Origin of the sequence: Aestuariivirga sp. (assembly GCF_046294715.1) — a bacterium.
Taxonomy (GTDB): domain Bacteria; phylum Pseudomonadota; class Alphaproteobacteria; order Rhizobiales; family Aestuariivirgaceae; genus Aestuariivirga.
Window position 1 is genome coordinate 1 of record NZ_JBKBKI010000005.1, and the last position, 22,223, is coordinate 22,223.

Below are 22,223 nucleotides of genomic sequence, written 5' to 3' on the forward strand. Positions count from 1 at the left end.
AAAAGATTCCGGTCTGGAAGGTTTTCGGCGTTGATGGAGTTTCGGCATGAGCCTCGCCCGTCTTGCCATGCGGATTGCTGCCGCGCGTGCGCTTCGCGATGCAACGCTGGCCGGGCCCCGCGTCTATGACAGCGCCATCGCACCTATTGATCAGACCATCGCGGAGGAGCGCCAGCCCATCCTGATCGTGACCACTGACGATCACGAGATGGAGGTGACGGGCCGCGACCTGTTTCATGGCGACGTCTCTTGCGACCTTGTCATCGAGGCGGCCATCGCGGCACGGGTCGAGGTTGCGGGTGAGGAAAGCGTCATCACCATCCCGCACACGGACGAGGGAATGGAGCTTGCCCTTGATCTCATGGAGCATCAGGTCATGGCGGCGCTGACGCGGGAGCGGAGCGACTGGTCGCGCGTCTGGATGAGGCTCGTACCGCGCATCTCGAGGCGCCTGTCGCGGCGCGGGGCCTCGGTCGAGAAAGGCGTGCGCTTTGCCGCGCGGCAGATCGTGCTGACCTGTGACCTGATCGAAGCGCCGACCGACGGCGCAACCATCGCTGCCGGCACGGCATGGGCTGATCTGCTCTCCGTGATGGAGGCGGACACCGATCTGGCGCCCATCGCCCGCATGCTCCGCGCTGAAATCGAAGGTTCACCGCTTGCCGACTGGCGCCGAGCGGCCAACATGCTCGGAATCCATCTGGAAACAGCAGATGCCATAGGCCTCGGACCGGTGCTGGATCTTTCCGAAGACCCGGAAGTCTTCGAGGAAGCCGTTATCACGGGTGCTCCAGATCCGGTGATTGTCAACCACTACACCTCACTGGCGCGTATCGCCGATGCGTGAGGTCGTCGAGCTTGCAGCTCGCATTGCAGAACTCGAGCGCCGCTTCTCGGGCGTCATGCGTCACGGGAGGGTCGAGGAAGTCGACGCCGGCAAGCAGCGCGTCAGGCTCAACTTCGGGAAGGACATCGACGGCAAGCCCTTCCTGTCACCCTGGGTGCCCTACGCCCAGATCGCGGGCGCGCTGAAGGTTCACACACCGCCATCGAAGGGCCAGCAGTTCACGGCCCTCTCGCCCAACGGCGACTGGCAGCAGGCCGTGGCGCTGCCGATGACCTGGAGCGCCCACAACAAGTCCCCGTCGTCCAAGGGCGATGAGAACGTCCTCACCTACGGAAATGTCACTGCGACCATCAAGGACGACCTCTGCGAGGTCGTTGTTGGCGCCGCCACCCTGAACGTCACCTCCGCCGCCGTGACGATCAAGGTTGGCGGCGTCAACGTTGAAGTGAGCAACGCCGGAGTGGCCATCACCGGCGGCAAGGTCACGCATGACGGGAAGAACATTGGGTCCAGTCATATCCACGGTGGGGTCGTTTCTGGCGGCGACATGACGGATGTGCCCGCAAACTGACAGCCGGAGCAGGGTGCGGAGAATAGGCCGTACAAGCACCGCATATTCTGCGGTGAAGGCGGGCCGAGCGCTGCCCAGCTGTTGGACCATCGAACTTCCTGACAATCATAGAGGTATCATATGCCCCGCTATGCCATCACCGAGAAGGCCGGCCCCTTCGTCGCTGCCCACCACAACACCGGAGTGGGAACTGTCCTCCATCTCTCCGAACGCCAGGCAGAGCACGAGCTTCGGCTCGGTACGCTGACGGCATTGGACAAGGCCTCGGCACCGGCAACACCCGAAGAACCAGCTGGAGAGCGGAAGCCCAGGCCGAAGAAACAGTCAGCGGATGGCGATCAATGACCATCACCAGCCCGTCCGTTGGCTTCAATGCTACGACGGGGTCAGTGCTGACCGGCTGGGAGCATGTGCTGCAGTCCCTCTCCGACATCTTCACGACAGGCTTCGGCGAGCGGATCATCCGCGAATGGTACGGCTCCTTCGTGCCGAACCTACTGGGCCAGTTGATCACACCCGATGAGGTGACGCCCTTCTTCGTCGCCATCACCTCGGCCATCGAGCAGTGGGAGCCGCGCTTCCGGGTGACCGAGATCAAGGTACTGAAGGCCACGCGCGAGGGTGGACTGCACTTCTATCTCGACGGCGAGTACCGGCCTCGCGCCATGTATGACGACTTCACGGTCGAAGGGGCAAGGCGGGTCAACGGCTACGTGAACGCCGCGGGGCTCATCATCCGCGAAGAGGAGACTGCATGACGCGCTTTGCCGTCTTCGACCTCGCGTCGCTTCCCTATCCCGGCGTAGTTGAGACCCTGGATATCGAGGCGATCGTCACGTCGATGCGCGATGACCTTGTTTCGCGTTTCCCGGCCATCGTTGGCGTCATCGACCTCGAGAGCGAGCCGGCCCGGAAGCTGATCGAGGTCTTCGCCTATCGGGAGGTGCTGCTGCGGGCCCGCATCAATGATGCCGCGCGGCAGAGGATGCTAGCCTTCGCTTCGGCTGCGAACCTAGATGCGATTGCCGCCTATTATGGCGTTTCCCGTTTCGAGGGTGAGACCGATGCCTCGCTCCGCCGGCGCACCCAGCTGGCGCCCGAGGCCATGCCGCATGGCGGAACGGTGGGCTCCTATAAGTTTCTGGCGCTCCAGGCTGCCTTTCCGAATCTGAAGGATGTCGGCGTCGTGGCGCGTGGGCGGGGCCATGTCGATGTCGTGCTGCTCGGGAACTCGGGGCAGGGGGCCGTTGCTTCGGAAGTCATCGAGCGGGTCAGGGCGAAGCTGCTGGCCGATGACGGGGCGCCCGCCACCGACGTGATCGCCGTCATCGGGGCGAGGATCGTCCCCTACGCCGTCGCCGTCACGGTGCATGTGGCGCTGGGCCAGGATCCGGTGTCGGTGAAGGCGAATGCTCTCGCGGCGCTCCGGACCTATGTCGACGAGCGTCACCGGATCGGCGTCACGGTCGCGGCTTCGGGCCTCTGGCGCGCGGCGCATGTGCCCAATGCTGAGCGGGTCGAGGCCATCGCACCCGTCGCCGACATCTTCGTCAGGCCGGACGAGGCTGCTTTCTGTACCGCCATCACTGTCAGCGTTGTGGTGCGCGATGTCTGAGGAGGCCGACCTTCTCCCGCGCAATGCCACGGACTTTGAGAAGGCCGTCTCGCTCGCCTCTGCCAGGGGAGCGGACCTTCCGGCCCATCTCGTCAGCGACGTCACTGATCCATATCTCTGTCCGCCGGAGTTGCTGCCCTTCCTGGCGCTCGAGCGCTCGGTCGACCTGTGGAACCCTGAGTGGTCAGTTGAGCGGAAACGCTGGGTCATCGCCGAACAGGCGCGGCTGCACCGGCTCAAGACCACGGAAGCGGGGTTCCGCGCGCACCTGTCGCTCGTCGGCGCCGATCTCGTCCGCACCCTCACACCGCGCTCGGACTTCTTTGCAGCACCGGCATTCGGGGAAGAAGACCGCCGGGAATGGGTCAGGCAATTTCCGGAGATCCGCATTCGCAGCTTTGCGAGGGAGGGTTTTGACCGGGTGACCGCGATGAGCGGTCCCGCCGATCATGCCGATGCCTATCTTGGCGCTGACGATGGTCCGAGCTTCTTCGCGGATGACGGGCTCAACCCGGGCGAGGCCCTGGGACGGCGGGCTGTTCTCTACCGGGATGGTGCGGAGGTCCCGCTGCTGTGGTCCGAGGTCACGACCGGTAGCGGACGTTTCCACGAGGAGATCATCTTGGCCGGTGAGGCGGGCGGGCTGTATTTTGCCGATGACGTTCCGTCCCAACTGTTCCTCGACGATCCCGATACGCCGAACCGCATCATCTCCTTCGCAGCCGCTCCGGAAGAGACCATCGGCGGCTATGCCTACAATCTGGTGAGGCCTTCGCTCACCCCCGTCACCACCTGGCCTGAACGGGTCACGACGGAAGCAACCGACGACGTCAGCCTGTTCTCCGACGACCTGCCCATCGATCTCGTCTGGCTGGTTGAATCGCGGGCGCGCTTCCGGATCTACGACAGCATCCGACTCTTTGACTTCGACCGGGCTACGCAACTGCCTCTGTCCACTGACTTCGTCGACAGCGCAAGGTTCCGGCTCGACCCCTACACTGCGGAACTGACGGTGCGCATCACAGGCAAAAAGCCCGAAGCGGCCCTCGAGTTCGTCGACGATCACCTGGTCGAAGACGATACGCTGGGACTTCTCAACGCCGTCGACGCGGTGCGGATCTCGCAGTCGGCGCGCGACACGATCTTTCTGAACTCCAAAGCCCACAGCCCCGTCCGTTTCGGTGACGGAAAGTCATTTGCAGGCCTTCGCCTCGGCGAGTGGCTCGAAAGGTAGATCACCTATGGAAAAGCAGCGCATCTTCCGGTCCCGCCAGAACGTGACCTTCGGCGACCTCAACGCGATCCAGGACTATGCCGCCCGGACCTTCGAGGACGTGGTGAGCGATCTCCTCATCAGCGGCAAGGGATACGCGGGCTTCCTCTCGACCCGCGACAGCGCCACGACCGTGCAGGTGGGTGCTGGGCGTCTCTACAGCGCCGGCCGCATCTTCGCCCATGATGCGACACTGTCCGTGAGTCTTTCGACCTATTTGCCGGCCGCCGCGCAGCGCATCGTGACGCTCGTGGCCTATGGACAGACCATCGATTCGGAGATCGAACCCCGCGACTTCCTGATCAACGTGACGACGAGGGCCACCGAGCCGCAGTCGGTCGCCATGGTGCAGGAGCGGGTGGCGCAGGTCTCGGTCGTTCCCGGTTCCGAGAGTGCCGACCCGCAGCGCCCGGCCATCCCTGAGGCCTATGTCCCCATCGCCGATGTCCTGATCGGTACGGCGGGGATCATCTCCGTCACCATGCGGGCCGACTTTGCCGTTCCCGAGCTCGATCTCGCGAAGGAACGCCTCGACGGCATCACCGCCTGGCAGCTCCGCGTGGGACAGGTGCTGGACGGACTCCTCTCCGACCTTGCGACCCTCGGGCGCCGGGTGGACAGCCTTCCCACGCGGGCCGAGTTCGCCGATCTGGCGGCTCAGGTTGCGGCCCTGCGCATGGCGCTGGACGAGCTTCGCCGCAATATCACGGCGTCCATCGAGGCTGATCTGTCGGTGATCAAGGCCCAGATGAAGGCCTTCGCCGACCTCGTGGCCGGCCAATTGACGGCGATTGCCGCGAACCTTGCCGTGGTGAAGGAGAACCTCGACCTCTCCGACCTCAATTCCCTCTACGGCGCCGACCAGTTCCTGACGGCGGATGAGAGCGATGTCACCGCTGCGGGCTATGACGCCCTGGTAGAAGAGGGCGTGCGCTTTCCCTGGGCCGCCACTGCCTTGTCCACGCTCCAGCTCGACAATCCGATCAACGGCTCCGTCACCGTGACCGCCGACGGCTTGATGGTGCCGAACTATACAAGCATCGATGCCCTGGTGGTTGGAGCCCCCGTTGCCAATGAGGTGGTGCAGGCGATCCCCGTGGCGGACTACCAGTTCGCCACCCACCAGCTGATCCAGCGCTCGATCAGCCGCACCCGCATCCGCTACGGCACCACCCGCACCGTCTGCACCAACTCGAGCTTCTGGTCGGGCGGCCAGTACAATTCCGTCACCGGCGTGTTCACCAAAAATGGCGAGACGTTCGAGGTTCGCGATGCCAATGGCAACATTCCGACCGCCGTGGGCCGCAACGCAGCCCATGGCTGGTACCGTGTGCGCCAGTTCTGGACCGATACCTTCGATGAGACCTACTGGGAGTACCAGCCGACGATCTCGACCATCCAGGGCGTCCAGATCGGCCAGACCTTTGTCAACGGCCAGGCCCGCTATTGCTCCGGCCTGTCGCTCGGTTTCACCCAGATCGGTCCCACCGGAAATGTGACGGTGGCAATCTGCGAGACGCGGTCCGATGGCACCCCCAATCCGAACCGGGTCCTTGCCCAGTCGACGCTGGCTCAAGGCAACCTGAAGCGCTTTCCGGAATGGACGCTGTTTCCCATCCGCCCGACACTCCTCAAGCAAGGCGGGCGCTACGGGCTCCTCGTCATCACCGGCGGCGCCCATTACATCGGCACCGTCTCGGGCTCGAACTTCACCTCTGGCACGCTGTTCTTCTCGACCGACGGACAGTATCTCCTCGGCGATCTCACCAAGGACATCCGCTTCAAGGTCCACGTGGCGAAGTTCACATCCACCCGCGTGTCGGTGGAGCTGAAGCCCCTGCAGCTGGCGGGCGGCGTCGCCGATATCGACATCCTGGCGCCGCAGATCGTGCCGGACGCGACGAACCTCACCTACCAGGTCCGGGTCGGCGACACCTGGTACTCGATCGCCGAGACGACCCCCGACTTCCTCGGCAGCTTGCCCGCCGTTCTCCCGTTGCGCGCCGTGATGACCGGAACGCCAGAACTGATGCCGGTGATCCACGCAACCGACAGCCAGGTCAGGGTGTCGCGCGCAAAGACGGCGTTCACCCATGTCTCGAGCGAACGGACATTGCCGTCCGGCATGACCACCAAGCAGGTGCGGGTCGTGGTGAGGCTCTATCCTTTCGTTGCCGCCCAGCACACGATTGCCGTCACGCTGCTGACGGGAGCGGGCTTTGCCACCTCCGTCACACCGGCCGCTGTCGTGACCCGCAATGTGTCCTCCTCCGACCGCGCCAATGACGTCGAGAAGGAATACCTCTTCACCGTCGCGAGCCCCATCGCCGCATACAAGATAAAACTTGTCGGCGGCGCCAGTTCCGCCGGGCAGCTCTTCCACATCGAACAGCGCATCGACACCGCCATCTGAGGAGCCTGAGCACATGGCAAAGCGAACCGGAACTGAAGCAGAGACCATCGACCCCGAATCCATGTACCGCGTGGAACTGGCGCGGCCCATCAGGCTCTCCGGCATTGCGCTCCATCCCAACGACCCCGACGTCACCGTATCGGGCGCCATCCTCGAGACGATCCGCGCGGCGGTGATCACCTTCACGAAGGTCTGAGCCGATGCGCCGTTTCGAACGCTACCGGGTCGCCGACGACGACGAGGTGCAGGCCGCCTACTTCAACGGCGTCCACGAGGATGTCGACCTCAGGCTTCATGCGGTCGAGGAGAAGGCCGTCGGATGGGACGAGCAGGTCGAGCGCTTCGAAGACGTGGCGCTTGGCCGGATCGACGCGGCGCTGCTGCCGGTCCTCCAGGAAGCCCTTGTCATCCGCGAGCGGATCGAGACGGCGGCGCATCTCGGAACCATCTTCACTGCGCAGTCCAGTTCCCAGGTGACGGTCGGAACCGGTATCCGCACATTCCTCATCCGCGAGGAAGACCATCAGCGCTTTGCGCCGGCGGGCTTTCTCGTGGTGTCGAGCGAGATCGCGCCCCAGAACTGGCTGGCCGGACGCCTCAACGCCTATGACCCGTCGAGCCGCGAACTCTCGGTCCTCGTGACGGCCACAGGTGGGACGGGTGCTCACTCCGACTGGTTCATCACCGCCACGACCGATCCGGTTCTGGCCTCATCCATCCTCGCCGCCGCCCAGAGTGCCGCGGCTTCCGTGACGGCTGCTACCCAGAGCGCCCAGCAGGCTGCGACCAGCCAGCAGGCGGCGGCATCCCAGGCGGCCAGTGCGGCGAACGCCGCCAATCTTGCTGCCGCGTCGCGGACACAGGCCAATGCTTCGGCGATCGCAGCGGCGGGGAGTGCCGACACGGCCTCCACGGCTGCCAGTTCCGCGCAGGCCATGCTGGCGGGGCTCGGCGCCAAATATGCCGGAGCCTCCGCCATGGCCCCGTCCTCCGACGCCCTCGGGAATGCGCTGACGCCCGGTGTTCTCTGGTTCGATACGGCCTCGAACCTGATGAAGGTCTATACGGGTGCCGTGTGGATCGTCGCGGCCTCGAGCGTCTTTCGCTCTTCCTCGATCGAGACGTTCACGGCCTCCGAGGGACAGACCGTCTTCACCATCGGCGGTGGCTACGATGTCGGGCGCGTCACTGTCTACCGCAACGGTCTTCGTCTGATCGCGGGAACAGGCTTCACCGCCAGCAACGGCACCACGGTGACGCTGGTAACGCCGGCCGCCGCGGGAGATGCGATCGAGGTCGAGAAGTCGATCTTCATTCTCTCCGATGTCTGGTCGAAGGCCGAGGCCGATGCACGCTTCCTGATGCCGACTTCGCCCCTCGACGGCGGTGCCTACTGAACGGACTCCCGTTTCCCGGCGTCTGAACTCATCTCTCATGCGGAGGCTTCATGGCCAACACCATCCGCCTCAAGCGGTCCTCGCTTGCGGGCAAGGTTCCCGCGACGACGGACCTCGCCCTGGGCGAGATCGCCGTCAACACGACCGACGGCAAGCTCTACATCAAGAAGAGCGACGGCGGTGAGTTCATCGTCGAGGTCGGGCCCGTCGTGTCCGTGGCGGGCAGGACGGGCGCTGTAGCACTCGCGAAGGCCGACGTCGGTCTCGGCAGTGTCGATAATACCTCGGACGCGGCAAAGCCGGTCTCGACCGCCATGCAGTCGGCGCTCGACGGCAAGGCCGCTTCCGTTCACGGCCATGCGATTGCTGACGTAGCGAACCTGCAGACCTCTCTCGATGCCAAGGCGCCGCTGGCTTCGCCCGCCTTCACCGGCACGCCGACGGCACCCACCCAGGCACAGGGCAACAATTCGACCCGTCTCGCCACCACCGCCTATGTCGACACGCTCGGCGCCACCAAGGCCGCCGCGGCGCATACCCATGCCATCGCGGATGTGACCAGCCTCCAGACAACCCTCGACGGCAAGGCGGCCCTGAGCCACACCCACACGGCGGCGCAGATCTCCGACGGGACCGCGGCGGGCCGCGCGGTCCTGACGGCCGCCGATGCCGCCGCCCAGCGAACAGCGCTTGGCCTCGGAACCGGATCGCTGCGCAACATTTCCGTTGGTACGACCGCGCCCGCGAGCCCTGCCGTCAACGACCTCTGGGTGGATACCAACTGATGCCCATCCAGTTCGTCGGACACAGCACGGCAACGATCGACGGCGGCGCTGTCAGCGTCAACCCGCGCTCGCTCGCGGGCGGTATCGACACCCAGATGCGGGCCGGCGACTTTGCGCTGCTGGCCGTCGGCAACGCGACCTCCAACAACCAGAACAATGCGCTCTCGATCGCCAGTGGCGGCGGCCTAACATGGACGGCCACGACCAAGGTCTTCCAGCACGACCTCGCCGACATGAACTTCATCGTGTTCCGGGCGCTTGCCGCCTCGGCACCCACCGGCAACGTCACAACCAACTCCATAACCAACGGCGCCAGCATCGCCATGCTGACCGTCTGGCGCGGCATCGATCCGGCCTCGCCGCTGGATACCGCCATCCAGATCACGGGCGCCATCAATGGCGCCCACTCAAACCCGCCCGCCGGCCTTGCGGCAACCAAGGCGGGCTGCGTCGCCGTCGTCTTCGGCGCCAACGCCTGCGTCAACAATTCCGCGCAGACGATCACGTCCGTCTCGTCGGGCTACACGCTCATTTCCAAGGGGAACAATACCGCCAACATCCTCGCTGACGTTGCCGGCGCCTGCGGCTATCTCGCGACACCGCTCACCTCGGGCCAGGTGGTCGATCCGGGCGCCTATGTCAGTTCGAAGAGCACCACCAGCGACGCCTGGGGAGCGGCGACCGTGATCCTCAGACCCGCACCCTCGGGCGGCAATGTCAAGGCGTGGACCGGTAGCGCATTCGTGGCGAAGCCCGTGAAGGTCTGGAGCGGCTCGCAGTGGGTGGCGAAGCCGCTGAAGCGCTGGAACGGAACCGCCTGGGTGACCACCAATTACTGAACCTGCAGGGAGCTGCCGATGTCCTCGTCGCTGAGTATTACAGAGCAGCATTTGCTGCTGACAGAGATCGCTTCCGTCTCGGTGACGGAGATCGTCGAGGTCGACGGAGGGTTCACGCGGGCCGTGCGGTTCTTCGGAACGCCCGCCGTCAACGGTGCGCCACGGCTCATCCTCGACGTGACGCTCACCGCTCTCGACAAGGCGAGTCTCGAGGTCTCGACGCCCGTCCTGCAGTTCTGAACCCTTCCCACAGTTTCCGTCCATCTCGCCCCGCCCTCGTGCGGGGTTTTCCAGTTTAGGAGGCTTGAGCAATGAGCGATCCGACCTTTGGCATATCGATCACGCGGATCGACAATGAGCCGCGTCCCGCCGTCTGGTCCGACATGTCGGTGGTGGGGCTGATCGGAACGGCGCCCAACGCAAGTGCGGACGTGTTCCCCCTCGATACGCCGGTGTTCATGTACTCGGATGACGCGGCGAAGCGGACGGCGCTCGGCTCGCAAGGCACGATCCCGGATGCGCTGAACCTCATCAATGCCCAGCTCGGCGAGTTTCAGGTCGCCGCCAAGGTCGTGGTGGTGAGGGTCGAGGAAGGCGATACGACGGCGGAGACGATCGCCAGCATCGTCGGCGACGGCATCTCGACGGGGCTCGAGGCCTTCGTGCAGGCGGGGCCGTTGCTCGGCGTCATCCCCAGGCTTATCTGCGCCCCCGGCTTCACCAGCCAGCGGACAGGGACCGATGCCAATGCGGTGTGCGCTGCCTTGCCCGCAATCTGCAACAAGCTTCTCGCCCACGCCGTGGTGGACGGGCCCGCCACCACCGAACAGGCGGCCATCGACTGGCGCGAGACCATCTCCTCGAGCCGGCTCATTCCCGTCGACCCGGCCGTGCGTGTCATGGCGGGAAGCGAGGTCGCCATCATGCCGCTCTCGCCCGCCGTCATCGGCATCGGCGTCAGGCGTGACCACGAGAAGCAGGGGCGGCCCTTCCACTCCTGGGCCAACCAGCCGGCGCAGGGGATCGTCGGACCCTCGCGGCCCATCGGCTTCTCGCTGACCGATGGCGCAACGGAAGGCCAGCGGCTGCTCTCGCACAATGTCGGCGTCCTTCTCCGCGGCGAGCTCGGCGTCGAGACGGCTATTGCATCGGGTGGTTTCGTGTTTGTTGGCACGGACAATGCCGGCGAGGACGATCTCTGGCGCTTCTACAACGTCACGCGCGGGAGGGATTACATCCACCTGATGTTCCTGCGCACCCTGCGTTTCTACCTTGGGCGCTTCAACCTCACGGGCCAGACCATCCAGGCGGTGCTCAACACCATGGGCTTCGCCATGCGCGACCTCAAGGCTGACGGCGACATCCTCGGTTACGAGGTCAAGTTCACCCGGGACCAGAACTCCGCCGAGGAACTCCGACAGGGCCGCTTCACCGTGAACTTCGCCGCCGAGGAAGCCCCGGTGCTTCGCTACCTCGGCATCCAGTCCGCCCGCTACCGGCCCGCGCTCGACGCGCTGCTCGATGACCTGCTCGCCCAGGTCGACGCCGTCACCGGCTGATCATCAATTCAGAAGGAGTACCCTCTGTGAGCACGATTTTCATCATGGAATCGGCAAACCTGTTTGCCGGCGATCACGACCCCACTGCCTCGAAGCACCTGACCCTTGCCGAACTGAAGCTGCCCACCCTGCAGGAGATGTACCAGGACCACCATGCCGGGGGATCCCGCGTCCAGATCGAGGTGGCGGTCGGCATCCAGAAGCTCGAGCCCACCTTCAAGCTCAACGGCTGGGACCCGGACCTGCTGACCCAGTTCGGCCTCGGCTCCTCGCGCCAAAAGGTCTTCACCGCCTATGGGGTGATCCGCGACAAGCGCGCCGGTGTTGCGATCGAGGCCAAGGCCATCATCGAGGGCCGTCTCGGCAAGATCGAGCCCGATGCCTTCCAGCGCGGCGAACTGCAGGGGCACGAATACGCCATCAACGAGGTCATGCACTACGAGCTCTGGTTCAACGAGAAGGAGAAGCTGTTCTGGGACTTCTTCTCGACCGAATGGCGCCTCGACGGCGTCTCGCAGAACGACGACGAGCGCCGCATCCTGCGCATCCAGCGCTGATGATCAGAGCTTCGGGAGATAGTGACATGACCGATACTGCCAGCTTGAAGCTCGTCCGGCCTATCAGGGTGGAGGAACGGATGATCACTGAGGTCACCATCCGCCGCCCGAAGGTGAGGGATCTCCGCGCCATGGAGAAGATGCGCGAGCCGGAAGGAACGGAACTCGACCAGGGCATTGCCATGGCGGCCGCGCTTTGCGACCTGCCGCTGGAGGCCATGGACGAGATGGATGCCGCCGACTTTGCGGCGATCTCGGAGGTGCTCGGCGGTTTTTTGCCAAAGGCGCCGGCATGAGCGCATGGCGCGGCGTAGTAGCGGATGTCGCGCATGTGCTGTCGACGCCAGTGATTGCGTTTGACGACATGGACTGGGCCGAGGTGCTGCTCTGGCACGCCGAGGCGCGCCGCATTGCCGGTGCAGGGAGACAGTAATTCATGGCCAGCCAGACCACCCAGCTCATCGTCGAACTGCTCGACCGGGTCTCGGGCCCGGCGCGGGGTGTGGCCAACAGCCTGCGCGGGCTGACGCGAACCGTCCGGGACGCGACCTCGGCGCCCATCACCATGGCCGACCGGCTCGATGCCGCCATCACGCGCAACAACCGGGCGCTCGATGCGGCCCGTGGGCGGATGCTGGATGCCGTGGGCACCCTCTACGTGCTGAAGAGCGCCTTCACCGCACCGGTGCAGGCAGCTCAGGCGTTCGACCGGGCGCTGGCCGAGATCGGCGCCAAGGGCAATCTCACGGGAGAGCAGCTGCGCGCTATCGGCGAGGCGGCGAAGCAGACGTCCTCGGAGATGAACCAGTTCGCAACCGACATCGTGAAGGCGCAGGACTTCCTGGTCGGCATGGGCCTCGATGTGGTGCGGGCCACGAAGGCCATGCCGTCCATCGCCCGGGCCGCGACCGCCACAGGCGCGAGCCTCGAGGACCTGTCGAAGGCGGGCTTCGCCGCCATGTCGAACCTCGGCGTTGCCGCCGAAGGCCTGGGCAAGTCCTTCGACATCATGGCGGCCGCCGGCAAGGCCGGGGGCTTCGAGCTCAGGGACATGGCGCAGTATCTGCCCTCCATCACGGCGCTCGCCAGTTCCAAGGGCATGACCGGTGAGAGCGGTCTTGCCCAGATCGCCGCCGCCCTGCAGATCGTGCGCCGGGGTGCGGGGGATGCCTCGGAGGCCGCCACCAACTTCAGCAACATCCTGCAGAAGATCAATTCGAACGACGCGATCCGGAACTTCAGGAAGCTCGGCATCGACATCCAGAAGGTCCTGAAGGACGCAAAGGCCAATGGCACCGATCCGCTCGAGGCCTCGCTGCGGGCCATCAACACGGCACTCGGCGGGGACATGTCGCGGCTGGGCGAACTCTTCGCCGACGCCCAGGTCCAGAAGGGTCTCATCCCGCTCTTGACCGGGCTCGAGGACTACATCCGGCTCCGGGACGAGGCGGCGAAAGCCGACGGTGTGATCAGCGCCGACTTCGCGCGGATGATGGAAACCAGTGTCGAACGGATCAAGCAGTTCCAGATCGCGCTGCAGAACTTCCAGACGGGCCTCGGGTCCGCGCTCATTCCGGTGCTGGGCGGCATTGCCGGGGCGCTGAAGCCCGTCCTCGAGATGCTCACCGCCATCGTCAACCGATATCCGGGCGTCTCCGGTGCGCTCGTGGCCATCACAGCAGGTTTCATTGCGCTGAAGGCAGCACTTGCAGGCCTCACCTTCATCGGTCTGATGGGCAAGGGCGGCATGCTGACGACGATGGCCTTTGGGTTCCGCACGCTGACGGCGGCGCTCGTGGGCCTCCGGGCCGTGGCGATCACCGCACCCTTGGCGCTCCTGTCGGGCGGCCTCGCCAGCCTTCGGGGCTCGCTGCTGGGCCTCGCCATGATCGGGCAGGCGGGCGGACTGTCGGCCGTGTTCAGCACGCTCGGCTCAGGCCTTCTGGGGCTGCTCAACCCGATGCGGCTGGTGACAGCGGCCGCCGTCGCCCTTCGCGGCGCCGTGATGCTGACGGGCGTGGGCGCCGTCCTCCTCAGCATCGCCATGGCTGGCAAGTTCATCTACGACAACTGGCAGGGCATCGGGCAGATGTTCTCCGCCTTCGGGCAGTCCTTTTCGACGGCGCTCGGCCCTCTGCGCCCGCTGCTGGATCCGGTCATCTCCGGCGTCAGCACGCTGTTCGGCTGGCTGTCGAGGCTCAGCTTCGAGATCTCTCCGGCGAAGTGGCAGGCGTGGGGTGCGGCGGCGGGCACGGCCGCGGGCGATGCCATCCGCTGGTTCGCGGAACTTCCCGCCCGGATCGCCGCCTCTCTGGGGAGCCTCTATGACGTCGGCCGGCAGTTCATGCAGTCCTTCTTCGACGGGCTCATCTCGATCGGCAACGACATCCTCAACTGGGCCAGTGGGATCGCCAGCAGCATCAGCTCGGCCCTGTCATTCCCGGGCAGCACACCGGCGCCCGCCGTCAATCCGCGCGGCGCCGGGGCGGGACTGAAGCCTGCAGCCGATCCGAACGACCCCTATGGCGTCGGCCCCATCGAGGACCTGACGAAGCGCGCCGGGGGAGGTCCGGTCAGCCGAGGCGCCAGCTACATGGTGGGCGAGCGCGGACCCGAGCTCATCACCGCCGGACGCTCCGGCTACGTCAACAGGGCGGGCTCCTTCCCGGCGGGCGGCATCACGGTATCGCCTGTCTTCAACATGAGCTTCAACGGCCGCACGGAGCCGGAGGACGTCGTCCAGCAGATCCGCCGCGTGCTACGGGACGAGGTCCGCGAGACCTTCCGCGGCATCTATGCCGATGCCGGCCTGAGGTTTGCCTGATGCTGATGTCGCTCGGTCCCGTCCGCTTCGAGATCTACCCCTTCAACGCGACGGATTACGGCCATGACCACGAATCCAGCTTCGTGGAAAAGCCCGTGCTGGGCGCCAGGCCGCCCCTCGAATGGGTGGGCGAGGGGTCGGAGAGCTGGTCGATCACGGCGCGGATCTTCCCGCACCGCTTCGGAGGCCTGGGTGACCTGAAGACGCTCTACCAGGCCCGCGCTGCCGGGCGGCCCCTCTATCTCATGCGCGGCGATGGCGCGCAGATGGGCTGGGTGGTGATCGAGAAGGTCGCCGAGCGGTCGAGCTATCTCGACGCCAAAGGCATCGGCCGGGTGGTCGATGTGGATATCACGGTGCGGCGCGCGGCGAAGCCGTCCAACGGCAGCTTCTTCTCGCTCTTCTCGGGGATGTTCTCATGATCGTCGAGCGTGTCACGGTCGAGGGCGAGTTCATCACCGTGTCGCTCATCGTCTGGCGGCGCTTCAGGCGCCCCATGCCGGGGCTGGTCGAGCAGATCCTCGACATCAATCCGGGGCTCGGCGAGCTCGGCGCCTTTCTGTCGGTCGGCACTACGTTCGACATGCCGGTGCCGACGCCCCGCGAACCGGCCATCCTCGATCCTGTGAAGCTGTGGTGAGGCCCCATGTCGAAGCGCGCAGCGTTCATGGTGACGGTGGCGGGCACCAACATCACGACCACGCTCCTGCCGGTGCTGATCTCGCTGACCGTGTCGGACAAGGTTGGGACCCACTCCGATACGGCCTCGCTCGAGGTCGATGACACGGAGGGACGCATCGTACTGCCGCAGATTGGCGCCCCCGTCATCGTGGCGCTGGGCTGGGAGGGCGAGGGGGTGCGTGTCGTGTTCACCGGCACGGTCGATGAAGTCAGGTCGTCCGGCACGCGCGGCGGCGGGCGCACCCTCTCGATCACTGCCAAGGGGATGGACACCACGAAGAAACCGAAGGAAGGCCAGCAGCGCCATTTCGATGACAGGACGGTCGAGGACATGCTGAAGCAGGCCGGCGAGACGGCGGGCGTCACGGAGATAGACGTCGATCCGTCGCTGGCCGCGATCACCCGCAAATACTTCGAGATGCGCGACGAGAGCTTCATCCACATGGGGGAACGCCTCGCCCGCGAGATCGGCGGCAACTTCCGCATCCAGGGCGCGAAGGCCATCATGTCGAAGCGTGGTGGAAGCTACACCTCTGCTGTCGTGGCGGCGTGGGGACGCAATCTCCACGGCTGGGATATCTCCCCAGCCCTTGGTCGCGCTCAATACTCGCAAGTGCGCGCCCGCTGGTACGATCCGAAGAAAGCCCAATGGCAGGAGACGGAGGAGGGCACCTCTCTTTCTGTCGATGCCCGGCACGATCATCGCTACGCGAAGCCGGACGAAGACGAAGCAACGCAGCAGACATCCTCGGACAAGGCGACCTCGGAGCGCGATGCGGGCGAAGGCAGCGTCACCGTCGAGGGCGACACCGCCGCCATTCCCGATGGGCTCTGTATCGTAACGGGTACGAGGTCCGGCGTCGACGGGCCTTACCGCATCGAGAGCGTCACCCACAGCTACTCCCGCGGTAGCGGCTTCGTCACGCAGCTCAGCCTGAAGCAGCCGGCGTCCGGCAGCGCGGGCGATACCTGACAGGAGATGTCCTGATGACGCAGGATTGGACCGGGGACATCCCGGCGGCGGTTTATTTCGTGGTGGGATTGGGCGGCGTGGCGGGCGCCCTTCTCGCCATGCTGAAGCTCAAGGAGGCGCTCGTCCCCGACGCCAACAGCCAGGTTAGCAAGGATATCGCCTCGATCAGGGCTGACATCCACGACATCCGCGCCCGTGTGGGCATGCTGGAGCTCGACGTCGCCCGCATCGATCAGCCCTCGATCGCCAAGCGCTTCGACGCCATCGAGGGCAAGATCGACAAGCTCTACGATTTCCTGCTCGAGCGCCTGACCAAGCTGCCGTCCTGAGCGGCGCGCACCTCTCTCCCATTCACAATTCGGACTCAACCCTTCCGGCAGCCGCAGGGCCTTGCCGGAACAAGGAGGCATTTTCCCATGACGACCCCCATCGATGTTGCTCGCAGCTATCTAGGCACGAAGGAACTGAAAGGCTCCGCCGACAACCCGAGGATCATGGAGATGTACCGCACCATCGGCCATGAATGGGTCGAGCATGACGAGGTCGCCTGGTGCGCCGCTTTCGTCGGGCACTGCCTGGAGAAGGCTGGTCTCCCCTCGACGCGCAAGCTCAACGCGCGGTCCTACCTCACCTGGGGCGAGAAGGTTGCTGGCCCTGAGCAGGCGAAGGAAGGCGATGTCGTCGTCTTCACGCGCGGCTCGAGCACGGCGCAGGGCCATGTCGCGTTCTTTCTGAAGGCAACGGGGTCGCAGATCGAGGTATTGGGCGGCAACCAGTCGGACGGCGTCACCATTGCCCGCTATCCCAGGTCCCGGCTGCTCGGCATCCGGCGGCCCCTGCGCACCGATGTTCAGCCGCGCCCTGAGATGAAGGTCATCCAGCAGCAGCTGAAGGACCTCGGTTACTTCGAGGTGGGCATGGTGGACGGGCGCTACGGCCCCCGCACGCGGGCCGCCGTCCTGGCCTTCCGGGCCGACAATGGTCTGGGCCTCAGCCCGGACGTGGATCCGGTGCTCGCGGAGGCGCTGCAGAAAGCAAAGCCCCGCACCGTGCCGCGGGAACGCGCAGCCGGCAGGCCCGAGGGCTCGCGGATCGTGAAGGCTGCGGATGCCCAGATCGTCACCGGCGTCGTCGGCATGGCCGGGGCTGCGGCTTCCGTCATCGCTCCTGCCGTGGAAACGGCTGAGCGCGCGAAGGACGTGACCGAGCGCACGGTAGGAATTCTCAATCTCACGGACTGGCTGCTGCCTGTGCTGCCCTGGGCGGGGGCGGTGATCTTTCTCATTGTCATCGTGCTGGCGTGGAAGGCGAAGGCCGCCCGCGTCGAGGATTTCCGCACGGGCAAGACGCCGTGACGGGGCTTCTTCTTTCCATCCTTGGCGCCGCCTGGTCCCGCCTGTCGGGCTGGGCGGCGCTCGCCGCCGCCATCGTGGCTGCTCTCGGCATCGCGTGGCTCAGGGGCCGTGCGGCGGGCAAGGCCTCCTGGGAGACCAGGCGCGCCCAGGTCCGCGAGCAGGCCCAACGCCAATCAGGAGACATCCGGCATGACGTACAGACCGGCAGCGATGCTGCTCTTGATCGCCGTCTCGACCGCTGGATGCGCGACTGATCCTCGGCTGAAGAGCGACTGCGACTGGGCCCAGCCCATAAAGCCTTCCCGGCAAGACGTGCTGACCCGGCAGACCAGGGAGCAGATCGTCTCTCACAACGAGGCGGGTGCGAAGATCTGCGGGTGGAAGCGATGACTGTCAGCGTCGCAGACGGGCCCGCAATCGTTGCTGGTTACGAGTACCGGCTGCAGCTGGAAGCCGACAGCCCGGTGTTCCCGGCGGGCTGCGCACTCGCGGCGCAGGTGCGTGCCAAGGTCAGCGACAGCGCCGTCATCGCAGTCCTCACCACCGCAAACGGTGGCCTCGCGCGGATCTCGGACACCATCGTCGAGATCACCATCCTGGCTGGCGCGACAGCGAATCTTCCGCCGGGCAGCATCGTCATGGACATGGTGCGCACCGATCTCGATCCGGACCGGCACCTCAACTTCACCCTCGAGATCCCCGTCATCCGGCCTGTCACGCGGGGACTTTGATGGCGGGGAAGATCGAGCTCGCACCCCATACCGGACCGATCCGCATCCGGGTGTCGGGCACCGAACAGGTGATGGTGCGGGTGAGCAGCGTGCCCATCGCCGTCAGGGTTCTCGGCACGCCCGGCCCGCAAGGGCAGGACGGCGCGCCAGGCTTCCCGGGCCCACAAGGGCCGCCCGGCAGTCTCGACGCCGGCATCACCATCGACGGCGGCAATTTCTGAACCTGAACCAGAAGGCATTTTCCAATGGCGAACGTCATTCGCATCAAGCGCCGCGCGTCCGGCAACGCCGGCGCTCCAGCTGCTCTCAAGTCTGCTGAACTCGCTCACAACGAAGTCGATGATACGCTGTACATCGGCAAGGGCGACGACGGCTCCGGCAATGCGACGTCGGTTATTGCCCTCGCTGGCAAGGGCGCATTTGCCGATCTCTCGTCCAGCCAGACCATCGGCGGCGCCAAGACCTTCTCCATCGTCCCGAAGGCGTCTCAGGATGCGTCCGCCGCCACGGACCTCGTGCGGAAGGGGCAGGTCGATACGCTGCTCGCCGAAAAGGCGCCGCTCGCCTCTCCGGCCCTGACCGGCACTCCGACCGCGCCCACCGCGGCCCCGGCCAACAATACCACCCAGATCGCCACCACCGCCTTCGTGCAGGCGGCCCTGTCGGGTGCCGGCATGGGCGACATGTCGAAGTCGGTCTATGACACCACAAACAACGGCAAGGTGGACGTCGCGGAGACCGCCGAAGCGGTACCGTGGACGGGTGTCACGGGCAAGCCATCGACCTTCACGCCCGCCACGCATGGCCATGCCACATCGGACATTACCGGGCTCGATGCCGCGCTGGCCGCCAAGGCGCCCCTGGCGTCTCCGGCCCTCACCGGCACGCCCACCGCTCCGACAGCGGCAGGCGGAGCCAACAACACCCAGATCGCCACCACGGCCTTCGTCGCTGCCGCGATCTCAAGCGTCATCAACGGGTCGCCGGGTGCTCTCGACACGCTCAATGAACTGGCGGCGGCGCTTGGCAATGATGCGAGCTTTGCGACTACCATTACCAACGGGCTCGCGTCGAAGCTTGCCGCGTCGTCCAATTTATCCGACCTGACGAATGCGGCGACGGCCAGATCGAACCTCGGCCTCGGCACCATCGCCACCCAAAACGCCGCCAGCGTTGCGATCACAGGCGGCACCATCGATGGCGTGACCATCGACGGTGGCACGTTCTGAGACGTCGGGGACTGATTCTCCAAAGCAGATAGAATCTGAAAGGGACCCCATATGGGAATCAGGCTCAAACGGTCGGCGGTCGCCAGCAAGGCTCCGGTCGTCGCCGACCTCGAACCGGGAGAACTTGCCGTCAACACATGGGATGGCAAGCTCTATCTCAAGAAGATTGACGGCGCAGAAGCCATCGTGGAAGTGGGCCCGGTGCGCTCGGTCGCCGGCAGGACGGGTGCTGTTGCCTTGGGCATCGCCGACGTCGCCAGCCTGCAGACGGCGCTCGACGGCAAGCAGGCGGCAGGCTCCTACGCGGCTGCTGCGCACAATCACGCCATCTCCAATGTGACGGGCCTCCAGGCTGCGCTCGATGCGAAGGCGGACCTGACAGCCATTCTCGGCAAGCAGACCATCTGGGTTCCTGCCTCGGCCATGACGCCGCGCATCACCAATGGCGCGGTCGCAGGAACGGTCGAAACCGCAACCAACAAGGTGATGCTGAAAACGCTCGACTTCGACACCGCCACACAGGAATTCGCGCAGTTCTCCGTGAGGATGCCGAAGGGATGGGATGAGGGTGCTCTTCAATATATCCCGATCTGGCTGCATCCTTCCACGACAACAAGTTTTGGCGTCACCTGGCAGTTGCAGGCGGTCGCGCTCAGCGATGGCGATGCCGCCGATGCTGCCTTCGGCACGGCGATTGTCGTGACAGACACGGGCGGTGCCACGAATACCTTCTATGCAGGAGTGGTGAGCGGAAACCTCACCGTGGCTGGATCGCCAGCACAGGGCGACACGGTGATCTTCCAGGTCGCGCGGGCTCCGGCGAACGTGGCTGTCGAATGGACCCTACGAGGCATTCTTCGTGGGGCACAGAACTCAGACGGCGGTCAGCAACAGCGGAGATCTGGATATTGGCCTGGAGTATGCCGACCGCATGGTTTTCGTCGGCGTGCTGGAATACAGTGGCACGGGCGCTGCATCCGTCAGCGTCGGAGGCAAGGCGGCTGAGAAGGTCGGTGGCGCCTATGCTTATGGCGCCTCGGAATGGTGGGTGGCAAAGGTACCACCCGGAAGCGGACTGACCAACGTAACTGCTACCTTCGCAAGCTCAAGGGCGTCCGCCGTTGTTGTCTACGTCCTGAAGGGCGGTGCAGGATCAAATCCATCGATTGACCATGCTGCAGCCGGCGGAAACAATACGAATGGCGCTACCGCACACTTCTCTACAGCCGCCCAGGTTGACGATTGCGCTTTCGCAATCGGCATCAAGCTGATGTCCAACAATGTCAGCGGATTTACCTCCAATATAAGGACCCCGGTGCTTAACGCATCATATGTGGCCTTCACCAACGCTGGCTATGGTGCGGGAATGATCGGTCCCACCCTGGTCGCCCGAGGTGCGGGTGCCGGCTACATCGGCGTAACGGGCGCTGATAGCTCAAAGCCCATCCAGGTATCTGCCATCAAGATCGGCAAGGCAGCATAAGGAGGTATCGTCATGACTGAATATGCGCTTCTCATTGATGGAGCCTTCAGGGAAATCCGTCAGTATGACGAGAAGCCCGCGGACATCCCGCACAAGAAGGTGTCGTGGCATCCGGTCGTTCGAGGCGAAGGAACCACCGCCTTCACCGGGCTCGAGAACGGCAGCTGGGTGGTCCGCGCGGCGCTGCCGACGCTGGAGGAACTCCGCGCCCGAAAGCTTGCGGAGCTTGCCGCGCTCCGCTGGGAGAAGGAGACCGGCGGTACCCTGTTCAACGGCATGCCTGTCGCCACCGACGCGGTGAGCCAGACCAAGTACATCGGCGCTGTGGTGGGCGCGCAGATCGACCCGGATGCCATCATCAACTGGAAGATGGCGAATGGCTCATTCGTGACCCTCGATGCTGCCGCCATCACCGCTGTTGCGATGGCGGTGCGGGCGCATGTGCAAGCGTGTTTCGACAGTGAGGCGGCGCTCAAGGTGGAAATCGAAGCTGCCACCACCGCAGAAGCGATTGCCGCAGTCGATCTGAACACCGGATGGCCCTGAGAGGCAGGGGGCGTGCCCCTTGTCGCCACGGACTTTTGATCAGGGCATGACGTAGTGATAAATTTTGACTTAACTCCTCTCGCCCACGGAATTTCAGTCCCGAAATCGCTATTTCAGCGCCACGAATACAGCCCCAATGGCGATAAGCGCCACGCCGAGCCAGTTGGACCCGGACAGCCGCTCGCCGAGAAAGAGCGTAGCGAAGATCGCAACCAGAACAACGCTCAGCTTGTCGATGGGAGCGACCCGTGCCGCGTCGCCGATTTTGAGGGCGCGGAAGTAGCAGAGCCACGAGGCTCCTGTGGCACAGCCCGACAACACAAGGAACAAATAGGTCCGGTTGGATACGGTCCAGGGCGATTGCCATTGTCCGGTGACGGCCAGGAGCGTAGCCAGCACCCCCAGAATGACTATGGTCCGAATGAACGTGGCAAAGTCCGAGTTGATATTCTCAATGCCGATCTTGGCGAAGATCGCCGTCAGCGCTGCGAAGAAGGCGGAGAGGAAAGCCCAGAGTTGCCAGGACTGAAACAGGGTTTTCATCA

At 65.0% G+C, this 22,223-nt stretch carries 30 protein-coding genes; 29 read left to right on the forward strand and 1 reads right to left on the reverse strand.

Annotated elements, in window-relative coordinates:
- The first annotated feature begins 46 nt into the window (after positions 1-46).
- The 29 genes from ACK4HL_RS04980 (at position 47) to ACK4HL_RS05120 (ending at position 21,678) form a co-directional block, all read left to right on the forward strand.
- Entirely contained in the window at positions 47-847 is an 801-nt protein-coding gene (locus ACK4HL_RS04980; protein ID WP_409756942.1) for a hypothetical protein, read from the forward strand.
- Positions 840-1,418, forward strand: a complete 579-nt coding sequence (locus ACK4HL_RS04985) for a phage baseplate assembly protein V (RefSeq protein WP_409756943.1) — start codon at positions 840-842, stop codon at positions 1,416-1,418. The genes ACK4HL_RS04980 and ACK4HL_RS04985 overlap by 8 nt, the downstream gene beginning before the upstream one ends.
- 120 nt (positions 1,419-1,538) lie before the next feature.
- Positions 1,539-1,763: a hypothetical protein gene (locus ACK4HL_RS04990; RefSeq protein WP_409756944.1), complete on the forward strand. Its 225-nt coding sequence runs from the start codon at positions 1,539-1,541 to the stop codon at positions 1,761-1,763.
- Positions 1,760-2,176: a GPW/gp25 family protein gene (locus tag ACK4HL_RS04995; protein ID WP_409756945.1), complete on the forward strand. Its 417-nt coding sequence runs from the start codon at positions 1,760-1,762 to the stop codon at positions 2,174-2,176. The genes ACK4HL_RS04990 and ACK4HL_RS04995 overlap by 4 nt, the downstream gene beginning before the upstream one ends.
- Positions 2,173-3,033 (forward strand): baseplate J/gp47 family protein, encoded by an 861-nt coding sequence (locus ACK4HL_RS05000; RefSeq protein WP_409756946.1) that lies wholly within the window; start codon positions 2,173-2,175, stop codon positions 3,031-3,033. Before ACK4HL_RS04995 ends, ACK4HL_RS05000 begins: the two co-directional genes overlap by 4 nt.
- Entirely contained in the window at positions 3,026-4,267 is a 1,242-nt protein-coding gene (locus ACK4HL_RS05005; protein WP_409756947.1) for a phage tail protein I, read from the forward strand. The genes ACK4HL_RS05000 and ACK4HL_RS05005 overlap by 8 nt, the downstream gene beginning before the upstream one ends.
- Before the next feature lie 7 nt (positions 4,268-4,274).
- Complete coding sequence (locus ACK4HL_RS05010; RefSeq protein ID WP_409756948.1) at positions 4,275-6,719, forward strand: hypothetical protein; 2,445 nt, start codon at positions 4,275-4,277, stop codon at positions 6,717-6,719.
- 13 nt (positions 6,720-6,732) lie between these two features.
- On the forward strand, positions 6,733-6,915 hold the full coding sequence (locus ACK4HL_RS05015) for a hypothetical protein (RefSeq protein ID WP_409756949.1): 183 nt from the start codon (positions 6,733-6,735) through the stop codon (positions 6,913-6,915).
- 4 nt (positions 6,916-6,919) lie between these two features.
- Positions 6,920-8,116, forward strand: coding sequence for a hypothetical protein (locus ACK4HL_RS05020; protein WP_409756950.1), 1,197 nt, complete (start codon positions 6,920-6,922; stop codon positions 8,114-8,116).
- A gap of 50 nt (positions 8,117-8,166) precedes the next feature.
- Positions 8,167-8,901 (forward strand): hypothetical protein, encoded by a 735-nt coding sequence (locus ACK4HL_RS05025; protein ID WP_409756951.1) that lies wholly within the window; start codon positions 8,167-8,169, stop codon positions 8,899-8,901.
- Positions 8,901-9,740 (forward strand): hypothetical protein, encoded by an 840-nt coding sequence (locus ACK4HL_RS05030; RefSeq protein WP_409756952.1) that lies wholly within the window; start codon positions 8,901-8,903, stop codon positions 9,738-9,740. Before ACK4HL_RS05025 ends, ACK4HL_RS05030 begins: the two co-directional genes overlap by 1 nt.
- Positions 9,741-9,758: 18 nt before the next feature.
- Complete coding sequence (locus ACK4HL_RS05035; protein WP_409756953.1) at positions 9,759-9,980, forward strand: hypothetical protein; 222 nt, start codon at positions 9,759-9,761, stop codon at positions 9,978-9,980.
- A gap of 71 nt (positions 9,981-10,051) precedes the next feature.
- Complete coding sequence (locus tag ACK4HL_RS05040; protein ID WP_409756954.1) at positions 10,052-11,299, forward strand: phage tail sheath family protein; 1,248 nt, start codon at positions 10,052-10,054, stop codon at positions 11,297-11,299.
- A gap of 26 nt (positions 11,300-11,325) precedes the next feature.
- Complete coding sequence (locus ACK4HL_RS05045) at positions 11,326-11,856, forward strand: phage major tail tube protein (protein ID WP_409756955.1); 531 nt, start codon at positions 11,326-11,328, stop codon at positions 11,854-11,856.
- A gap of 26 nt (positions 11,857-11,882) precedes the next feature.
- Entirely contained in the window at positions 11,883-12,152 is a 270-nt protein-coding gene (locus tag ACK4HL_RS05050; RefSeq protein WP_409756956.1) for a phage tail assembly protein, read from the forward strand.
- On the forward strand, positions 12,149-12,289 hold the full coding sequence (locus tag ACK4HL_RS05055) for a hypothetical protein (RefSeq protein ID WP_409756957.1): 141 nt from the start codon (positions 12,149-12,151) through the stop codon (positions 12,287-12,289). Before ACK4HL_RS05050 ends, ACK4HL_RS05055 begins: the two co-directional genes overlap by 4 nt.
- A 3-nt stretch (positions 12,290-12,292) precedes the next feature.
- On the forward strand, positions 12,293-14,680 hold the full coding sequence (locus tag ACK4HL_RS05060; protein WP_409756958.1) for a phage tail tape measure protein: 2,388 nt from the start codon (positions 12,293-12,295) through the stop codon (positions 14,678-14,680).
- Positions 14,680-15,102 (forward strand): phage tail protein, encoded by a 423-nt coding sequence (locus ACK4HL_RS05065; RefSeq protein WP_409756959.1) that lies wholly within the window; start codon positions 14,680-14,682, stop codon positions 15,100-15,102. Before ACK4HL_RS05060 ends, ACK4HL_RS05065 begins: the two co-directional genes overlap by 1 nt.
- The gene (locus ACK4HL_RS05070; protein ID WP_409756960.1) at positions 15,099-15,320 is read left to right on the forward strand and encodes a tail protein X; all 222 of its coding nucleotides are present in this window, start codon (positions 15,099-15,101) and stop codon (positions 15,318-15,320) included. The genes ACK4HL_RS05065 and ACK4HL_RS05070 overlap by 4 nt, the downstream gene beginning before the upstream one ends.
- Before the next feature lie 6 nt (positions 15,321-15,326).
- Entirely contained in the window at positions 15,327-16,334 is a 1,008-nt protein-coding gene (locus tag ACK4HL_RS05075) for a phage late control D family protein (RefSeq protein ID WP_409756961.1), read from the forward strand.
- Positions 16,335-16,348: 14 nt separating this feature from the next.
- Entirely contained in the window at positions 16,349-16,663 is a 315-nt protein-coding gene (locus ACK4HL_RS05080; RefSeq protein WP_409756962.1) for a hypothetical protein, read from the forward strand.
- An 87-nt stretch (positions 16,664-16,750) separates the two neighbouring features.
- On the forward strand, positions 16,751-17,689 hold the full coding sequence (locus ACK4HL_RS05085) for a TIGR02594 family protein (RefSeq protein WP_409756963.1): 939 nt from the start codon (positions 16,751-16,753) through the stop codon (positions 17,687-17,689).
- Entirely contained in the window at positions 17,686-17,943 is a 258-nt protein-coding gene (locus ACK4HL_RS05090) for a hypothetical protein (RefSeq protein ID WP_409756964.1), read from the forward strand. The genes ACK4HL_RS05085 and ACK4HL_RS05090 overlap by 4 nt, the downstream gene beginning before the upstream one ends.
- 132 nt (positions 17,944-18,075) lie before the next feature.
- Positions 18,076-18,420, forward strand: coding sequence for a hypothetical protein (locus ACK4HL_RS05095; RefSeq protein ID WP_409756965.1), 345 nt, complete (start codon positions 18,076-18,078; stop codon positions 18,418-18,420).
- The gene (locus ACK4HL_RS05100; protein ID WP_409756966.1) at positions 18,420-18,641 is read left to right on the forward strand and encodes a hypothetical protein; all 222 of its coding nucleotides are present in this window, start codon (positions 18,420-18,422) and stop codon (positions 18,639-18,641) included. The genes ACK4HL_RS05095 and ACK4HL_RS05100 overlap by 1 nt, the downstream gene beginning before the upstream one ends.
- Positions 18,642-18,665: 24 nt before the next feature.
- Complete coding sequence (locus ACK4HL_RS05105) at positions 18,666-19,649, forward strand: hypothetical protein (protein WP_409756967.1); 984 nt, start codon at positions 18,666-18,668, stop codon at positions 19,647-19,649.
- A 51-nt stretch (positions 19,650-19,700) separates the two neighbouring features.
- The gene (locus ACK4HL_RS05110; RefSeq protein WP_409756968.1) at positions 19,701-20,654 is read left to right on the forward strand and encodes a hypothetical protein; all 954 of its coding nucleotides are present in this window, start codon (positions 19,701-19,703) and stop codon (positions 20,652-20,654) included.
- Positions 20,581-21,132, forward strand: coding sequence for a hypothetical protein (locus ACK4HL_RS05115; protein WP_409756969.1), 552 nt, complete (start codon positions 20,581-20,583; stop codon positions 21,130-21,132). The genes ACK4HL_RS05110 and ACK4HL_RS05115 overlap by 74 nt, the downstream gene beginning before the upstream one ends.
- A gap of 12 nt (positions 21,133-21,144) precedes the next feature.
- Positions 21,145-21,678, forward strand: coding sequence for a DUF4376 domain-containing protein (locus ACK4HL_RS05120; protein WP_409756970.1), 534 nt, complete (start codon positions 21,145-21,147; stop codon positions 21,676-21,678).
- 108 nt (positions 21,679-21,786) lie between these two features.
- Here the strand turns inward: ACK4HL_RS05120 and ACK4HL_RS05125 are convergent, their stop codons facing one another.
- The gene (locus ACK4HL_RS05125; protein WP_409757164.1) at positions 21,787-22,221 is read right to left on the reverse strand and encodes an EamA family transporter; all 435 of its coding nucleotides are present in this window, start codon (positions 22,219-22,221) and stop codon (positions 21,787-21,789) included.
- Between the last annotated feature and the right edge of the window lie 2 nt (positions 22,222-22,223).

Bases quoted from the DNA above. Each gene is read 5' to 3' on its own strand.
- ACK4HL_RS05005 (WP_409756947.1), top strand. From the start codon at position 3,026: ATGTCTGAGGAGGCCGACCTTCTCCCGCGCAATGCCACGGACTTTGAG.
- ACK4HL_RS04995 (WP_409756945.1), top strand. From the start codon at position 1,760: ATGACCATCACCAGCCCGTCCGTTGGCTTCAATGCTACGACGGGGTCA.
- ACK4HL_RS05100 (WP_409756966.1), top strand. From the start codon at position 18,420: ATGGCGGGGAAGATCGAGCTCGCACCCCATACCGGACCGATCCGCATC.
- ACK4HL_RS05115 (WP_409756969.1), top strand. From the start codon at position 20,581: ATGGTTTTCGTCGGCGTGCTGGAATACAGTGGCACGGGCGCTGCATCC.
- ACK4HL_RS05110 (WP_409756968.1), top strand. From the start codon at position 19,701: ATGGGAATCAGGCTCAAACGGTCGGCGGTCGCCAGCAAGGCTCCGGTC.
- ACK4HL_RS04980 (WP_409756942.1), top strand. From the start codon at position 47: ATGAGCCTCGCCCGTCTTGCCATGCGGATTGCTGCCGCGCGTGCGCTT.
- ACK4HL_RS05040 (WP_409756954.1), top strand. From the start codon at position 10,052: ATGAGCGATCCGACCTTTGGCATATCGATCACGCGGATCGACAATGAG.
- ACK4HL_RS05010 (WP_409756948.1), top strand. From the start codon at position 4,275: ATGGAAAAGCAGCGCATCTTCCGGTCCCGCCAGAACGTGACCTTCGGC.
- ACK4HL_RS05060 (WP_409756958.1), top strand. From the start codon at position 12,293: ATGGCCAGCCAGACCACCCAGCTCATCGTCGAACTGCTCGACCGGGTC.
- ACK4HL_RS05015 (WP_409756949.1), top strand. From the start codon at position 6,733: ATGGCAAAGCGAACCGGAACTGAAGCAGAGACCATCGACCCCGAATCC.
- ACK4HL_RS05125 (WP_409757164.1), bottom strand. From the start codon at position 22,221: ATGAAAACCCTGTTTCAGTCCTGGCAACTCTGGGCTTTCCTCTCCGCC.
- ACK4HL_RS05055 (WP_409756957.1), top strand. From the start codon at position 12,149: ATGAGCGCATGGCGCGGCGTAGTAGCGGATGTCGCGCATGTGCTGTCG.
- ACK4HL_RS05020 (WP_409756950.1), top strand. From the start codon at position 6,920: ATGCGCCGTTTCGAACGCTACCGGGTCGCCGACGACGACGAGGTGCAG.
- ACK4HL_RS05080 (WP_409756962.1), top strand. From the start codon at position 16,349: ATGACGCAGGATTGGACCGGGGACATCCCGGCGGCGGTTTATTTCGTG.
- ACK4HL_RS05070 (WP_409756960.1), top strand. From the start codon at position 15,099: ATGATCGTCGAGCGTGTCACGGTCGAGGGCGAGTTCATCACCGTGTCG.
- ACK4HL_RS05035 (WP_409756953.1), top strand. From the start codon at position 9,759: ATGTCCTCGTCGCTGAGTATTACAGAGCAGCATTTGCTGCTGACAGAG.
- ACK4HL_RS05050 (WP_409756956.1), top strand. From the start codon at position 11,883: ATGACCGATACTGCCAGCTTGAAGCTCGTCCGGCCTATCAGGGTGGAG.
- ACK4HL_RS05030 (WP_409756952.1), top strand. From the start codon at position 8,901: ATGCCCATCCAGTTCGTCGGACACAGCACGGCAACGATCGACGGCGGC.
- ACK4HL_RS05075 (WP_409756961.1), top strand. From the start codon at position 15,327: ATGTCGAAGCGCGCAGCGTTCATGGTGACGGTGGCGGGCACCAACATC.
- ACK4HL_RS05105 (WP_409756967.1), top strand. From the start codon at position 18,666: ATGGCGAACGTCATTCGCATCAAGCGCCGCGCGTCCGGCAACGCCGGC.
- ACK4HL_RS05085 (WP_409756963.1), top strand. From the start codon at position 16,751: ATGACGACCCCCATCGATGTTGCTCGCAGCTATCTAGGCACGAAGGAA.
- ACK4HL_RS05000 (WP_409756946.1), top strand. From the start codon at position 2,173: ATGACGCGCTTTGCCGTCTTCGACCTCGCGTCGCTTCCCTATCCCGGC.
- ACK4HL_RS05025 (WP_409756951.1), top strand. From the start codon at position 8,167: ATGGCCAACACCATCCGCCTCAAGCGGTCCTCGCTTGCGGGCAAGGTT.
- ACK4HL_RS05095 (WP_409756965.1), top strand. From the start codon at position 18,076: ATGACTGTCAGCGTCGCAGACGGGCCCGCAATCGTTGCTGGTTACGAG.
- ACK4HL_RS05065 (WP_409756959.1), top strand. From the start codon at position 14,680: ATGCTGATGTCGCTCGGTCCCGTCCGCTTCGAGATCTACCCCTTCAAC.
- ACK4HL_RS04985 (WP_409756943.1), top strand. From the start codon at position 840: ATGCGTGAGGTCGTCGAGCTTGCAGCTCGCATTGCAGAACTCGAGCGC.
- ACK4HL_RS05120 (WP_409756970.1), top strand. From the start codon at position 21,145: ATGACTGAATATGCGCTTCTCATTGATGGAGCCTTCAGGGAAATCCGT.
- ACK4HL_RS04990 (WP_409756944.1), top strand. From the start codon at position 1,539: ATGCCCCGCTATGCCATCACCGAGAAGGCCGGCCCCTTCGTCGCTGCC.